Source organism: Phycicoccus sp. Soil748 (genome assembly GCF_001428025.1).
Classification (GTDB): domain Bacteria; phylum Actinomycetota; class Actinomycetes; order Actinomycetales; family Dermatophilaceae; genus Pedococcus.
The window spans coordinates 946,988-962,467 of sequence record NZ_LMSC01000007.1; the positions used below are offsets into that span (position 1 = coordinate 946,988).

A 15,480-nucleotide genomic window follows, 5' to 3' on the forward strand; every position below is an offset into this window, starting at 1 on the left:
ATCCGGAGGCTCCTGTGCCGACCCACGCCCGCCGGGCTGAGGTCGTCGGCGCGGTGCCCCCGGGGTGGCCGCCGCTCGTCCCGCCGCCGGAGAGCCCGGGGTGGCAGGTGCCCGCGGTGTCGTGGCTGCTCGACCACTGCCCGGCCGACTACCGGTCCTACGCCGGCTGGCGTCGGCAACCGGTGGCCCTGGCCTGGGTCACGACCCGCCACATCGACGCCCAGCTCGTGGCCATGCGGCAGGCCTACCGCGAGGTCAGGGTCGAGCTCGGCGACCACCTCACCAGCGAGGGCCTCAGCCAGGTCCTCGCCGACCTCGAGGCCGAGGGCGTGCGCCTGCTCGCCGCCCGGCGCAGCGCGGGCCTGGTGTACGACGCGCTGCAGGGCCGGCGCTACGTACCCCGCCTCTGAGCGGTCGAGGACAGGAGCGCGGGTGGGCCGGGTACGTCCCCGCCGGCCCACCCGCAGCCTGTGGCTCGCACGTGCGAGCAGTGACCTCCTACCCCTTGTCGCCGCCCTCATTCGCCCCGCGGACGAACTGTCGCTGGAAGGCGAAGAACAGCAGCGCGACCGGGATGGTCGTGAGCAGCGCCGCCCCGAGCTTGAGGGGGTACTGCGAGCCGGCGCCGAGGTCGCCGCTGGCGAGGCTCGCGAGCCCGGTGACCAGGGTCTTGAGCTCGGGGCTCTGCGTGGTCACCAGGAAGTGCGTGAACTCGTTCCACGAGCCCTGGAACGACAGGATCGTCAGGGTGATCAACGCGGGGCGCGCCATCGGCAGGACCACCGACCAGAAGGTGCGGAAGACCCCAGCGCCGTCGATCCGCGCGGCCTCCTCGACCGACACGGGGATCGAGTCGAAGAACTGCTTCATGATGAAGACACCGGCCGCGTCGACCAGCAGTGGCAGCACCATCGCCGAGTAGGTGTCGTAGATGCCCAGGTAGCTCACCATGAGGAACTTGGGGATGAGCAGGGCGACGCCCGGCACGCTCATCACCGCCAGCACCGTCCCGAACAGGAACCCGCGCCCCCGGAACCGCAGCCGCGACAAGGCGTAGCCCGCGAGGCTGTCGAAGAAGACCCGGGCCGCGGTCACGACCAGGGTGATGACGACCGAGTTGCCGAGCCACCGCATGATCGGCACCGAGTTGTCGCCGCCGATCCCGAAGATGCGCTTCCACGCGGAGGGGTCGAACGGGTGGGGGATGAGGCTGAGCGGGCTGTCGGTCGCTGAGGAGTCCGTCTTGAACGACGTCGCGATCTGGATGAGGAACGGGTAGAGGTAGATGACCGAGAACAGGACGAGCACGACGTAGAAGAGGATGAGCTTCCACCCGGTGGTGCGTCTGGTCATCGTGTCCTCCCGGCCGGCACGCCGGCGACCTGGTCGTTGGCGACGGCTGCAGCGGTCGCGCCGCCGGGGGTGCGTCGCCGCCGACGGGGGGCGTCCTTGTCGCGCATCACCCACCGCTGGAAGGCGGTCAGGGCGACGATGAGCAGGAACACGATGAACGACATCGCCGCGCCGCTGCCGTACTGGAGGCTGGTGAACGACTGCTTGTAGGACAGGAACGCCGGCGTCAGCGTGGTGTTGCCCGGTGCGCCCTTGCCCATGACATAGATCTGGTCGAAGACCTGCCAGGTGCCGATGAGCCCGAGCGTGGTGACCAGGAAGATCGTCGGCTTAAGCATGGGCAGCGTCACGTAGCGCAGCTTCTGCCACGGGGAGACCCCGTCGAGCATGGCCGCCTCGTCGACCTCGCCGGGCAGGTCCTGCAGGGCCGCGAGGAACATCAGCATGAACGTGCCGGTCGTGGTCCAGATGGCCAGGATGATGATGACGCACATGGCGACCGACGGACCGGACAGCCAGTCCCAGACCGAGCGCCCGAGCACCTCGCCCTGCGCCCACGAGGGGCTGTCACCGACGCCGAAGGCCTGGAGCAGGAGGTGCAGCAGGCCGCGCGAGTCGCTGAACCAGGCCGGCCCCTTCACCCCGAACGTCTCGAGCACGGCGTTGACGGCGCCCGAGTTGGCGAACAGGAACAGGAAGACGACGCTGATGGCGATCGAGCTGGTCACCGAGGGGAAGTAGAACGCGGTCCGGAAGAAGCCCTTGCCCTTGAGGAACCGGTTGCTGACGATCAGCGCGAGGAAGAACGAGATGGCGGTCTGCAGCGGCACCACGAGGAGGACGTACCAGAAGTTGTTGGCGAGGGACTGCATGAAGGTGGACCGCTTGAGGCCGTCCTCGGTGAACAGCGAGGTGTAGTTGCTGGCCCCGACCCACTGGGCGTTCTGGCCTCCCTGGAACGGCGAGCCGTTGCCGTTCCAGTTGGTGAAGCTCACGTAGAGGGCCATGAGCACGGGGATGAACAGGAACAGCCCGAGCACGACGATCATCGGCGCGGTGAAGACCCAGCCCGCCACGCCTTCGCGACCGTGGATCCCGCCGCCGCCACGCAGGCGGCGGCGGGACCCGGTGGTGGTGGTCACGGTCACTGGCCCTTGAGGGCCGCGTCACCGTTCTTCTGCAGGGTGGCGAGGATGGACTTCGGGTCCTTGGAGGCCAGCTGCTCGAGGTCGGTGTTGAAGGCAGCCATGACCGGGTCGAAACCGGGCAGGTTGACCGGGCCGGTGCCGTAGTCGCCACCGGCGGCGAAGGCTGCGTCGTCCGGGAAGGCGGCGGCGTACTGCTTGGCACCCTCGGTGGTCGACGGCATCACGCCGAACGCCTTGGCGAAGGCCATCTGCTGCTCGACCGACGCGAGGGACTTCACCAGGTCGACGGCGGCCGCCTGGTTCTTGGACTTGGCCGCGATGCCCCAGCAGTTGCTGAACAGCAGCGTGCCCTTGCCGGCCGGGCCCGCCGGGAGCTCGACGACCTTGGCCTTGATGTTCGGGAAGTCGTTCTTCAGGGCGCCGCGGATCCAGTTGCCCTCGATGGTCATGGCGGCCTTGCCCTTGCCGAGCGCCTCGCCGCCCCACCCTGCGTCGACCTGCTTGGCGTACTTCATCGAGCCGGACTTGAGGAGCTTCTGCGCCTCGGTGAGGCCCGCCGCGTTCTGGCTCGTGTCGGCGGTCACCGACGTGCCGTCCTCGCTGACGACCCAGCCACCGGCCTGGCGCATGAAGACGCCCAGGCGGGCCCACTCGCCGCTGACGACGAGCCCGGTCACCTTGCCGGAGGTGAGCTTCTTGGCGACGGTCTCCAGACCGGCCCAGTCCTTGGGGATGTCTGCGTCGGTCAGGCCGGCCTTGGTCCACAGGTCGGTGTTGATGACGAGGGCCAGGGTGGAGAAGTCCTTCGGCGCGCACTGCAGCTTGCCGTCGTAGGTGTAGGTCTTGACCAGGCTGTCGAGGAAGCCCGCGTCCTTGACCTGGTCGCCGTAGGCGTAGAGGTTCCCCGCCTTGGCGAAGTCGCCGATGCGGCCGGCGTCGGCGTAGAACACGTCCGGCGGGGTCCCGCCGGCGAAGCCCTGCCCGAGCTGCTGGTTGAGGTCGGAGGCCACGACGACCTCGGCGGTGTTGCCGGACTTCTTGCTCCAGGCGTCGGCCGCCGCCTTGACCGCGGCGGTCTCGGCGTCACCGGACGTGCCGATGAGGATCTGCAGCTTGGCAGGCCCGGAGGACTGCTTGGGGCTCGAGCTGCCCTTGTCGAATCCGCCTCCGCCGCAGGCGGAGAGAGCGAGTGCGGACGTGGTCACGAAGACCAGTCCCAGTGTGGTGGTGCGCCTCATGGCTGCTCCTCGGTGATGGGTGTGTCGCGGGGCCGGGTGGCCGACGACGTGGGGGTGCGGGTGGTGCTGGAACGAACCGTGAGCGCGGGGGCGAGCAGCACGGGTCGGGGGCTCTCGGGGGAGGTGAGCATCTGCCAGGCGGTCCGGGCTGCTTCGGCGATCGGCTGCCGGATGCTCGTGACCGACAGCGCGTCGGCGACGTCGGTGTCGTCGAAGCCGACCACCCCGATGTCGGCGCCGAGGGCCAGACCGGTGTTGCGCACGGCGCGGACCGCACCGAGCGCGAGCATGTCCGAGGCGCAGACGACGGCGCTGCCGGGGCCGAGGCGCCGCAGCAGCCGCTCGGCGGCAGCGGTGGCCTGGTCGAGGTCCTGCACCGACTCCTCGGCCTCGAGCTGCCCGCTGGCGGTGCGTCCGGCGTCGGCGAGGCCGGCGAGCCAGCCGTGGCGGCGGTCGTCACCGACGGGGGAGCCGGCCGGCCAACCGAGGAACCCGATGCGGTCGTACCCGGCGGCCACGAGGTGGGCGACCGCTTCTCGGACGCCCGCGCCGCCGTCGACGTCCACCCACTGGCGCAGCTCGGGCAGGTCCCACACGCGGCCGAACGCCACGAACGGGACGTGGTGGTCGAGGAGCCACTGAGGGCGCGGGTCGCCGTGCCGGGTGTCGGCGAGGACGAAGCCGTCGACGAGGCCGGTGGCCAGGGTCTGGCGGTAGCCCTCGATGACGTCCTCGGGGTCGGGGGCGAACGTCATGAGGTGGGAGCCGTGAGCCGGCGCCGCCACCGTCAGCTGCACGAGGAACTCGTCGAGGATGTGGCCCAGGCGGCCGTGGCCGGAGGGGTTGACCTCGAAGCCGTAGGCCGCGGCCTTGCGCCGGCGCAGCTGCTGGGCGGTGATGTGCGGGGTGAAGCCGAGGCGGTCGATCTCGCGCAGGACCCGCTCGAGGGTGGGGGCGGCGACCTTGTCGGGGCGGTTGAGCGCGTTGCTGACCGTCTGGCGGGAGACCTGCGCGGCGCGGGCGACGTCGACGATGGTGGCGCGACCCGGCGGGGTGTCCGCCGTCGCCCTCGTCAGGTCCGCCATCGATCGCTCCCTCGCGATGTGATCGTTCAAACCGATGCGCGTTTGAACGTTCCAACAAATGGGAGCATGCTCTACGCACCCGGCGTCGTCAAGGGCATGATGGGACGGCACGCCGGGAACCGACCGAGCGGCAGCGTCCACGTGACCGGGGCGCCGACAGCCCGCTGACCTGCCCAGACGTCCACGGAGAGAAGGCCCACAGGTGTCCGACCACGAGGCGGCAGACGCCGACACGACGGCTACGACGACCGACAGCCCGACGGCCGGCCCGCCCCCGAGGCAGCCGTGGCTCCACCAGCTCAACGTCTGCGTCAACGGCAACGCGACGGCGCTCTCCTCGACCGGCGGCGACATCGAGCCGGGCACGGCCCAGGGGCTCTACGTCGACGACGTCCGGGTCCTCAGCGAGGCCACCGTGCGCCTCGACGGCGAGGCGCCTGCCTTCGTGGCCGAGGGCGCGAGCGGTCCCCGCGCGGAGTTCGTCCTGTCGGCCCGAAACCTCGGCAACCCGGGCCCCGACCCCACGGTCGAGATCCACCGCACCCGGCTGCTGGAGGACGGCGCCATGGTCGAGCGGGTCGTCCTCACCTCGCGGGCCGCCGACACCGTCCGTGCCCGGCTGGTGCTCGAGCTCGCCGGCGACGGAGCGGCCATCGGCTCGGTGAAGGCCGGGCACGTCGTGCACCCCGAGGTGGCCCCGCAGGTCGTCACGGCGCCCGACGGCGACGTCCTGGTCACCACCTTCGAGCGCCACACCACCCGGACGACCTTCGACCCGGCGCCGGACGCGCTGCTGGTCAGGGGTGGCCGCGCCGTCGTCGAGGTCGACCTGGTCGTGGAGCCGGGGGAGAGCGCCGCCACCACGATGCGCGTGGAGGCCACGAGGACCTCGGCCTCGGTGCTCGACGCCGACCCCGGTCGTGCCGCCGTGGCGTGGGACGGAGTGCGCGTGGTCGCGGACGACCCCCGGCTCGCCCCCGTCGTCGACCACTCCATGGACGACCTGCGCCACCTGCTCCTGCGCGACCCCGACGACCGGGCCGACGTCTTCGCTGCCGCCGGAACCCCGTGGTACCTCACGCTCTTCGGCCGTGACTCGATCTGGGCCGCCCGGATGATGCTGCCCTTCGGCACCGACCTCGCCGCCGGCACCCTGCGCGTCCTGGCCCGTCGCCAGGGCACCAGGGACGACCCGCGCAGCGCCGAGGCGCCCGGCAAGATCCCCCACGAGCTGCGCCGCACGGCATACCTCGACCCGGAGAGCGGGCTGGCGCTCCCGCCGGTCTACTACGGCACGGTCGACGCCACCGCGCTCTGGGTCACGCTGCTCGCCGAGGCGTGGCAGTGGGGTATGCCGCAGGACGAGGTCCGCGCGCTGCTGCCGAACCTGCGCGCCGCCGTGCAGTGGCTCACCACCACCGGCCAGCCGGACGAGGACGGCCTGCTCAAGTACCTCGACACCTCGGGCACCGGACTGGCCAACCAGGGCTGGAAGGACTCCGGCGACTCGATCCGCTGGCGCGACGGGCACGTCGCCGACGGCCCCATCGCGCTCGTGGAGGCGCAGGCGTACGCCATCGAGGCGCTCAACGGCGCGGGGCGCCTCCTGCGAGCCCTGGGCGAGGAGGGCGCGGACGAGGCGGAGAAGGAGGCCGAGGGGCTGCGCACCCGCCTCTCCGAGCGGTACTGGGTGCAGACCGACGCCGGCCGCCACCTGGCCATCGCCCTCGACGGCCACGGCGCCGCCGTCGACGGGCTCGCCTCCAACATGGGGCACGTCCTCGGCACCGGTGTGCTGACCCCCGCCGAGTCCGACTCGGTCGCGGCCCAGCTCACCGGCGACGAGCTGCTCGACGAGTTCGGGGTCCGCACCCTCGGCTCCGGGAACGGCGGGTTCAACCCCATCGGCTACCACACGGGGTCGATCTGGACCCATGACAGCGCGATCGTGGCGCTGGGCCTGGCCCGCGAGGGGCACCGTGCCGAGAGCGCAGCCGTCGCGACGGCACTCGTCGCGTCGGCCGAGGCGTTCGACTACCGCTGGCCCGAGCTCTACTCGGGGCTGCCCATGATGGGCAGGCCCTCGCCGTACCCCGCCTCGTGCCGCCCGCAGGCATGGTCGGCGGCCTCCGCCGGCGCCCTCGTCACGGTCGCGCTGGGGCTCCGCGCGGACCTGCCCGCCGGGGTCCTGGAGGTCGACCCGGTCGTGCCCCCGCCGTTCGGGGCCCTGCGCGTGGAGGGCCTGCGGCTCGGGGACGCCACGGTGACCGTGAGCGTTGACCGGGACGGACACGCCGAGGTGACCGGGGCCCCGGAGGGCGTCGAGGTCAGGCTGGGCGGCACCAGCGCTTAGACTCAGTCGCTTGCCCGATGTCGAGCCCGATGTCATGCCCGACGTAGTGCCCGACGTCAGGGACGGGCGACCGACAGAGTGAAAGGACGGCCCTGCGTGGGACTGCTCGAGACCATCAAGAGCCCTGCCGACCTCAAGGCGCTGCCCGCCACCTCGATGGCACCCCTCGCCGAGGAGATCCGCACGTTCCTCGTGGAGTCGGTCTCCCGGACCGGTGGCCACCTCGGGCCCAACCTCGGCGTCGTCGAGCTCACCATCGCGCTGCACCGCGTCTTCGACAGCCCGCGGGACACGATCGTCTTCGACACCGGGCACCAGTCCTACGTCCACAAGCTGCTCACCGGGCGCCACGACTTCAGCAAGCTCAAGAAGCAGGGTGGCCTGTCGGGCTACCCGAGCCGCGCCGAGTCGCCGCACGACGTGGTGGAGAACTCCCACGCGTCCACCGCCCTGTCCTGGGCTGACGGCATCGCCAAGGCCCGGCGCCTGAAGGGCGAGCGCGGACGCCACACCGTCGCCGTGATCGGTGACGGCGCGTTGACCGGTGGGATGGCGTGGGAGGCGATCAACAACATCGCCGCCGACAAGGACCTGCCGCTGACGATCATCGTCAACGACAACGAGCGCTCCTACGCCCCGACCATCGGCGGCCTTGCCGAGCACCTCGCGACGCTGCGCACCACGCGCGGCTACGAGCGCTTCCTCGACTGGGGCAAGAACACCCTGCACCGCACCCCCGTCGTCGGCGGCGCGATGTACGAGACGTTGCACGGCATGAAGAAGGGGATCAAGGACATCGTCGCCCCGCAGGGGATGTTCGAGGACCTCGGCCTGAAGTACCTGGGCCCGGTGGACGGTCACGACGAGGCGGCCCTGGAGTCGGCCCTGCGCAGGGCACGAGCCTTCGGCGGGCCGGTCCTCGTGCACGTCATCACGCAGAAGGGCCGCGGCTACCAGCCGGCCATCAACGACGACGCCGACCAGTTCCACAGCGTCGGCAAGATCAACCCCGAGACGGGCCTGCCGTTCGAGGTCAGTGGGCGCATCTGGACCGACGAGTTCAACGACGAGATGGTCGCCCTCGGAGCCGAGCGCCCGGACCTCGTGGCGCTGACCGCCGCCATGCTCATCCCGGTGGGCCTCGACGGGTTCGCCGCCGCCTACCCCGACCGTGTCTTCGACGTCGGGATCGCCGAGCAGCACGCGGTGACCATGGCGAGCGGGCTCGCGTTCGCGGGGTTGCACCCCGTGGTGGCCGTGTACGCGACGTTCCTCAACCGTGCGTTCGACCAGCTCCTCATGGACGCGGCGCTGCACCACGCCGGGATCACCTTCGTGCTCGACCGAGCCGGCATCACCGGCAGCGACGGGCCGTCGCACAACGGCATGTGGGACATGGCGATCGCGTCGATCGTGCCCGGCCTGCGGCTCGCGGCCCCGCGCGACGGCCAGCAGGTGCGGCTGCAGCTGCGCGAGGCCGTCGAGGTCGGCGACGCGCCGACGGTGATCCGCTTCCCCAAGGGCGACGTCGGCGCGCCGGTGCCCGCCCTGCGACAGCAGGGTGCGCTCGACGTGCTCCACGAGACGTCACGCGACGGCTGTGACCTGCTGGTCGTCGGGGTGGGTGCCTTCGCCGCGCTGTCCGTCGACGTCGCCGGCAAGCTCGAGGCGCAGGGACTGCGCGTCACCGCCGTCGACCCCCGCTGGGTGCTGCCCGTCAGCGACGACCTGGTCGAGCTGGCCCGGTCGGCCGGGGCGGTCGCCGTCGTCGAGGACAACCTCGTGACGTCGGGGGTGGGGACGGCAGTGACCGTCGCCCTGCGCGAGGCGGGCGTCGAGGTGCCGGTGCACCTGCACGGCATACCGAAGGCGTTCCTGGACCACGCCTCGCGCGGTCAGATCCTGGACGAGCTCGGGCTCACTGCGGACGCGGTCGCGACGTCGCTGGCGACGCACCTGCACTGAGCCGCCGGAGGCGCAGTGCCAGCTGGAGCTCCAGGGCGGTGTCCGGGTGCTGCCAGCGCGGCCCGAGCAGCGCCGAGATGCGCTCCAGCCGCTGGCTCACCGTGTTGACGTGCACGTGCAGCTCGGTCGCAGCGTGCCGGGGGCTCCCGCCGGCGTCGAAGTAGGCCTGCAGGGTCTTGACGAGCTCGGACCCGCGGCGGGCGTCGTAGTCCAGCAGCGGGCCGAGGTGGGCATGGACGTAGCCGTCGACGTCCGGAGCGGACCCCACGACGAGGCCCGCGAAGCCGAGGTGCGCAGCGCTGGCACCCTGCCCCGCGAGGCCGAGGGACCCCATGGCCTGCACGGTGCGCACGGCCTCGGCCCACACGGGGGGCACGTCGCCGGTGAGGGCCACCGGCCCCGCGGCGCCGACGCTGACGCGGCCCAGCCGGGTGAGGCGGCGCGCGAGCTCGACGGCGGCCTGCTGGACGTCGAGGGAGGGCACGAGGGCGACCACGCGGCCGTCGTGCTCGCCGACGACGGACCCCGGGCCGGCTGCCGCGTGGGCTGCGAGCAGGAGGGTCCGGCGGGGCACGTCGGCGTCGGCGTCCGCGACCAGCACCGCGTGCCGGGCGGCGGGGTCGACGCCCTCGGTGCGGGCCCGGGCCGCGAGGCTCTGCGGGTCGCCGCGGCCGCTGACGAGATCGGCCACGAGGTCGGTGCGCACGCGCTGCTCGGCCTCTGCCGCCGTGCGCTCGAAGAGCAGGACGAGGGCCGTGACGACTGCTGCGCGTTCGACGGTGCGGCGGTCGGCGTCGTCGAGCACGCACACGCCGCCGAGCACCAGCGCGCCCAGCGGGGTCTGCGGCGCCTTGACGCCGATGGCCCACTGGTCGCCCCGGGGGTCGTGGGCGAGGCGGCCGGAGGACAACGTCATGGAGACGGCCGGCGAGGTGGCCACGCCACCGGTGCGGGGGTCGTCGACGGGTGCGTCGCCGTGGGTGCTCAGGCACTCGCCCTCGGAGCCGAGGAGCACCACCCAGCCTCCGAGGAGGTCGCCGAGGGCCTTGGTGATGTCGTCGACGCCACCGCCGGCCAGCACGAGCTCGGCGAAGCGGTCGTGCGCCGCGGCCGCCCGCTCGACGCCTGCGGTGTGGCGGCGCACCTCCTCGGCGGTGCGGGTCTGGACGATCGAGACGGCGGCCAGCGCGGCCAGCGACCCGAGCAGCGCGACCTGGTCGGGGGAGAAGGGCCGCGGCGAGCGGTTGGCGGCGAAGAGCACCCCGACGAACTCGTCCTCGACCACCAGCGGCGTACCGCAGATCGACACCAGGCCCTCGTCGCCGACGGCGCTGTCGATGGTGCCGGTGTGCTGGAACCTCTGGTCGTGCAGGTAGTCGGCGCTCCAGTAGGGCTTGTGCGTCGAGGCGACCAGGCCGCCGAGTCCGTCGCCGAGGGACAGCCGGACGGTCTGGAACTCGACGCTGACCGACCCGTCGGTGGCGCGCATGAACGTGTCGCCGGCTGCGGGGTCGTAGAGCGTCAGGTAGGAGACGTCGGTGCCGAGCAGGGTCCGGGCGCGGCGGACGATGGCCTCGAGGATGCCACTGGGGTCGCGCAGGGCGGCCAGGTCGCGCGCGGTCTCCACGAGCGCGGTGAGCTCGGCCTCACGCCGTCGCCGGGAGTCGAACGCCGCGCGGACCCGCAGGGCCAGCTCCCGGGCCTCGCCACCGGGGTCGGGGACGGCCCCGAGCTCGGACGCGGGCGCTCCCCCGGCGAGGAGCCGCAGCAGCGTCATCGCGGGGGAGTCGTGCGACTCCGGGGAGTCGTGCGGGTCAGGGGAGTCGGGGGCGTCCATCGAGTCGGATCCTAGGCGGGCGGCGGGCTCAGTGGGCGGTCCAGCCGCCGTCCATCGCAAAGGACGAACCGGACACCGACGCGGCGGAGGTGCCACACAGGAACGCGACGAGCTCGGCCACCTCGCCGGCCTCGACCAGCCGCTTGACCGCCACGGGCTCCAGCATGACCTTGCTGACGACCTCCTCCTCGCTGATGCCGTGCGACCGGGCCTGATCGGCGATCTGCTTCTCGACCAGCGGGGTGCGCACGTAGGCGGGGTTGACGCAGTTGCTCGTCACCCCGTGCTCGGCGCCCTCGAGCGCGGTCACCTTGGACAGCCCCTCGAGGCCGTGCTTCGCCGAGACGTAGGCCGCCTTGAACGGGCTTGCGCGCAGCCCGTGCACGCTCGACACGTTGACGATGCGCCCGAACCCCTGCTCGTACATGTGGGGCAGCACCCGGCGGGTCAGCCGGAACGGGGACGTGAGCATGAGCCGGATGATGAGGTCCCACGTCTCGACGGGGAACTCGTGGATCGGGCTGACGTGCTGGATGCCGGCGTTGTTGACCAGCACGTCGACGTCGCCGGGCAGCTCGTCCACCGCGTCGAGGTCGCTGAGGTCGGTGGGAAGGAGGTCGACGCCATCGAGCCCAGCGAAGCGGCCGAGCCCGTCCGCGTCGCGGTCGACCGCCCAGACGCGCGCGCCCGCGCCGGCGAGCCGCTCGACGCAGGCGGCCCCGATACCACTCGCGGCGCCGGTCACCAGGGCGGTGCGTCCGGTCAGGTCGAGGGTTCCAGGCGTCGTCGGCATGACCGCGAGACTAGGTCTGGCGGGCGGGGGCCGAGCATGTGGTGGCCGACCACAGTTGTGCCTGAAGGTGTGTGGCGAGTCCGGACATGCCGGTGGCCGGCACACCACGAGGGTGCGCCGGCCACCGCGGAGCCACGAGCCGCTGGACGCCGCTGGACGCCGCCGCACGGCGCCGCTGCGGCGGGGGGGNGGTCGGGACGCTCGCCGCACCGGCGGGCAGGAACCGCTTCCCCGTGACCTTCTCCGAGACACCTTCGCGGTCGAGCAGCGGCGTGAGGCCGCCGTTCCAGAACTGGAAGCCGGCGCCGGTGATCATCGCCAGGTCCAGGTCCATCGGGGCCTGGGCGACGCCCTCGTCGAGCATCCGCCTGGCTTCGTCGGCCAGGACGCCCAGGACGCGCTCGCGCACCTGCTCGGTGGTCAGCACCACGGGGTCGGAGGGCTTGTCGAACAGCGCCTCGACCTCAGGGTCGACGACCGGCTTGCCCTCCGGCCAGGTGTAGATGGCCGGCTTCTTGGCCGCGACGACCTTGCGCAGGTTCTCCGAGACGTAGAAGCGGTCAGGGAACGCCTTGGCCAGGGTCTCGTTGTTGTGCAACGCGATCGCGGGCCCGACGAGCCCGAGCAGGATGAACGGCGGCATCGGCGCGAGGCCGGCGAACGCCCGGTCTGCCACCTCGATCGGGGTGCCCTCGTCGACCACCTTCGCGACCTCGCCCATGAAGCGGCCGAGGAGCCGGTTGACGATGAACGACGGCGAGTCCTTGACCAGGATCGTGGTCTTCTTCAGCGTCTTGCCGGTGGCGAAAGCCGTGGCGAGGGTGGCGTCGTCGGTCTGCTCGCCCTTGATGATCTCGAGCAGCGGCATCACGGCGACGGGGTTGAAGAAGTGGAAGCCCACGACCCGCTCCGGGTGCTGCAGCTCCGAGGCCATCTCGGTGATCGACAGCGAGCTGGTGTTGGTCGCGAGGACGCACTCGGCCGAGACGACGGCCTCGACCTCCGCCCACACCTGCTTCTTGACGGACATCTCCTCGAAGACGGCCTCGATGACGAAGTCCGCGTCGGCGAACCCGTCCTTGCTCGTGGACCCGGTGACCAGGCCCTTGATGCGATTGGCCTTGTCGGGGCTGACACGACGCTTGCCGAGCAGCTTGTCGACCTCGCCGTGGACGTAGCCGACCCCCTTGCCGACGCGCTCCTCGTCCAGGTCGGTCATGACGACCGGCACCTCGAGGCGCTGCGCGAACAGCAGGGCGAGCTGGCTGGCCATCAGACCTGCGCCGACGATGCCGACCTTGGTGACCTTGCGCGCCAGGGCCTTGTCGGGCGCACCGGCCGGCCGCTTGGCGCGGCGCTGCACGAGGTCGAACGAGTAGAGCCCGGCGCGCAGCTCGTCGCCCATGACGAGGTCGGCGAGCGCCTCGTCCTCGGCGGCGAACGCCTCGTCACGGGTCGCGGTGCGAGCCTCTGCAACGAGCTGCAGGGCCCGGTACGGCGCCGGCGACTTGCCGCCGGTCTTGAGGTCGACCAGGCCCTTGGCGGCCTTGACGGCACCGGCCCACTCGGCCTCGTCGCGCGACACCTCGGGGCGCTCGACCTTCGTCTCGCCGGTGAGGACCTTCGCCGCCCACAGCAGTGACTCCTCGAGGAAGTCGGCAGGGGCGAACATCGCGTCGGCCATGCCGAGCTCGAACGCCTGCGGACCCTTGAGCATCCGGTTGGTGTTCATGGGGTTCTCGATGATGACCTTGAGCGCGTTCGCCGGTCCGACGAGGTTGGGCAGCAGGTAGCAGCCACCCCAGCCGGGCACGAGCCCGAGGAACGTCTCGGGGAGCGCGATCGCCGGGACGCCTGCGGAGATGGTGCGGTAGTCGGCCGACAGCGCGATCTCCACGCCACCACCCATCGCGGCGCCGTTGACGAACGCGAAGGACGGCACCGGCAGGTCCATGATCGCCGCGAAGGCCGCGTGGCCGGCGCGGGCCACCTCGAGGGCCTGGTCGCGGCTGGTCGCCTGGGCGACGGCCTTGAGGTCGGCGCCGACAGCGAAGATGAACGGCTTGCCGGTGATGCCGACGGCCTGGATCTCGCCGGCCTCGGCGCGGGCCCTCAGGCCGCGGACGACCTCGAGCAGCCCGGCGATGGTCTGCGGGCCGAAGGTGTTGGGCTTGGTGTGGTCGAACCCGTTGTCGAGGGTGACGAGCGCGAGCACGCCCGCGCCTCCAGGAAGGGTGATGTCGCGGACGGGCGTGCGCGTCACGACCTCCTCGGAGCCCGCGGGGGTCGAGCGGGGAGCAGTGGTGGTGTCGCTCATGCGGCGACCTCCTTGCCGTAGTCAGCGTGGTGGGGGTTCTCCCAGATGACCGCTCCACCCATGCCGATGCCGATGCACATGGCGGTCATGCCGTAGCGGACCTCGGGGTGCTCCTCGAACTGGCGCGCGAGCTGGGTCATCAGGCGCACGCCGGAGGAGGCGAGCGGGTGCCCGGTGGCGATGGCGCCGCCGTACTGGTTGACGCGCGGGTCGTCGTCGGCGATGCCGAAGTGCTCGAGGAAGGCGAGCACCTGCACGGCGAACGCCTCGTTGAGCTCGAAGAGGCCGATGTCCTCGATCGAGAGGCCCGCCTTGCCGAGCGCCTTCTCGGCAGCCGGCACGGGCCCGATACCCATGACCTCGGGCTCGACACCCACGAACGCGAAGTCCACGAGGCGCATGCGGATCGGCAGGCCGAGCTCCTCGGCCGCCGCCTGCGAGGCGAGGATGCACGCGGTGGCACCGTCGTTGAGGCCGGCGGAGTTGCCGGCGGTGACGTTGCCGTGCGGGCGGAAGGGGGTCTTCAGCGCGGCCAGGTCCTCGACCGTGGTGCCGGGGCGCGGCGGCTCGTCCTGGGTGGCGAGGCCGTAGCCGAGCTCCTGGTGGCGGGTGGCCACCGGCACGAGGTCGGGCTGGACCTGGTTGTTGGCGTAGGCCTTCGCGAGCTTGTCCTGCGAGCCCACGGCGTAGGCGTCGCTGCGCTCCTTGGTCAGCGTCGGGAAGCGGTCGTGGAGGTTCTCCGCGGTCGAGCCCATGACCAGGGCGCTGGGGTCGACGAGCTTCTCGGCGACGATGCGGGGGTTGGGGTCGACGCCCTCGCCCATCGGGTGGTGGCCCATGTGCTCGACGCCGCCGGCGATGGCGACGTCGATCGAGCCGAACGCGATGGAGGACGCGGTGGTGGTCACGGCGGTCATGGCGCCTGCGCACATGCGGTCGATGGAGTAGCCGGGGGTGGTCTTCGGCAGCCCGGACAGCAGCGCGGCCATCCGGCCGAGGGTCAGGCCCTGGTCGCCGATCTGGGTGGTCGCGGCGATGGCGACCTCCTCGACCCGCTCGGGCGGCAGCTCGGGGTGGCGGCGCATGAGCTCGCGGATGCAGCGGATGACGAGGTCGTCGGCGCGGGTCTGGGCGTAGATGCCCTTCTCCCCGGCCTTGCCGAACGGCGTCCGGACGCCGTCGACGAAGACGACCTCACGAAGGGTGCGGGGCACGGGTGGCCTCCTGGTCGGTGTAGCGGGTGGGGTCGCGGGCCGTGGCGGCCGGCGGGGGAGCGCGGTCGCCCGTGCTCCTGCCCCGATGCTACTTCCCGGTAACAAGGCGGTCACCCGACCCTCGAGTGAGAGCCGTCACCCCGCCGGGGCCGAACCCGTCCGCAGCGCCCCGTGCGG

The 15,480-nt window shown here is 72.0% G+C and carries 10 protein-coding genes and 1 pseudogene; 3 read left to right on the forward strand and 8 right to left on the reverse strand.

Going from position 1 to position 15,480, the window contains the following annotated elements:
• Positions 1-14: 14 nt before the first annotated feature.
• Entirely contained in the window at positions 15-410 is a 396-nt protein-coding gene (locus ASG70_RS12135) for a hypothetical protein (RefSeq protein ID WP_235531464.1), read from the forward strand.
• A gap of 88 nt (positions 411-498) precedes the next feature.
• Here the strand turns inward: ASG70_RS12135 and ASG70_RS12140 are convergent, their stop codons facing one another.
• Genes ASG70_RS12140 through ASG70_RS19320 form a run of 4 tightly spaced genes read right to left on the reverse strand, consistent with a single transcriptional unit; the run spans position 499 to position 4,824 of the window.
• Entirely contained in the window at positions 499-1,353 is an 855-nt protein-coding gene (locus tag ASG70_RS12140; protein ID WP_056884003.1) for a carbohydrate ABC transporter permease, read from the reverse strand.
• Positions 1,350-2,495, reverse strand: a complete 1,146-nt coding sequence (locus tag ASG70_RS12145) for a carbohydrate ABC transporter permease (RefSeq protein WP_235531465.1) — start codon at positions 2,493-2,495, stop codon at positions 1,350-1,352. The genes ASG70_RS12140 and ASG70_RS12145 overlap by 4 nt, the downstream gene beginning before the upstream one ends.
• 2 nt (positions 2,496-2,497) lie before the next feature.
• Positions 2,498-3,739, reverse strand: a complete 1,242-nt coding sequence (locus tag ASG70_RS12150) for an extracellular solute-binding protein (RefSeq protein WP_056884004.1) — start codon at positions 3,737-3,739, stop codon at positions 2,498-2,500.
• A complete protein-coding gene (locus ASG70_RS19320) occupies positions 3,736-4,824 on the reverse strand; it encodes a LacI family DNA-binding transcriptional regulator (RefSeq protein WP_056884005.1) in 1,089 nt (362 codons plus the stop codon). Before ASG70_RS19320 ends, ASG70_RS12150 begins: the two co-directional genes overlap by 4 nt.
• A 202-nt stretch (positions 4,825-5,026) precedes the next feature.
• Here ASG70_RS19320 and ASG70_RS12160 point away from each other — a divergent pair, with 202 nt between their 5' ends.
• Positions 5,027-7,177, forward strand: coding sequence for a glycogen debranching N-terminal domain-containing protein (locus ASG70_RS12160; RefSeq protein ID WP_056884006.1), 2,151 nt, complete (start codon positions 5,027-5,029; stop codon positions 7,175-7,177).
• A 96-nt stretch (positions 7,178-7,273) separates the two neighbouring features.
• Positions 7,274-9,142 (forward strand): 1-deoxy-D-xylulose-5-phosphate synthase, encoded by a 1,869-nt coding sequence (gene dxs, locus ASG70_RS12165; RefSeq protein WP_056884007.1) that lies wholly within the window; start codon positions 7,274-7,276, stop codon positions 9,140-9,142.
• On the opposite strand, the gene ASG70_RS12170 is transcribed toward dxs, so the two are convergent.
• From ASG70_RS12170 to ASG70_RS12185, 4 genes and pseudogenes are all read right to left on the reverse strand, one after another.
• On the reverse strand, positions 9,096-10,979 hold the full coding sequence (locus ASG70_RS12170) for a helix-turn-helix domain-containing protein (protein ID WP_235531466.1): 1,884 nt from the start codon (positions 10,977-10,979) through the stop codon (positions 9,096-9,098). The two genes, dxs and ASG70_RS12170, sit on opposite strands and share 47 nt — an antisense overlap.
• 28 nt (positions 10,980-11,007) lie before the next feature.
• Positions 11,008-11,772 carry a 3-hydroxybutyrate dehydrogenase gene (locus ASG70_RS12175; protein ID WP_056884008.1) on the reverse strand — a complete coding sequence of 255 codons (765 nt, stop codon included), beginning with the start codon at positions 11,770-11,772 and terminating at the stop codon, positions 11,008-11,010.
• A 190-nt stretch (positions 11,773-11,962) separates the two neighbouring features.
• Positions 11,963-14,089 (reverse strand): annotated as a pseudogene (locus ASG70_RS12180) (3-hydroxyacyl-CoA dehydrogenase NAD-binding domain-containing protein); the annotation flags it as partial.
• Positions 14,086-15,303 (reverse strand): thiolase family protein, encoded by a 1,218-nt coding sequence (locus tag ASG70_RS12185; RefSeq protein ID WP_056884009.1) that lies wholly within the window; start codon positions 15,301-15,303, stop codon positions 14,086-14,088. The pseudogene ASG70_RS12180 and the gene ASG70_RS12185, both read right to left, overlap by 4 nt.
• Between the last annotated feature and the right edge of the window lie 177 nt (positions 15,304-15,480).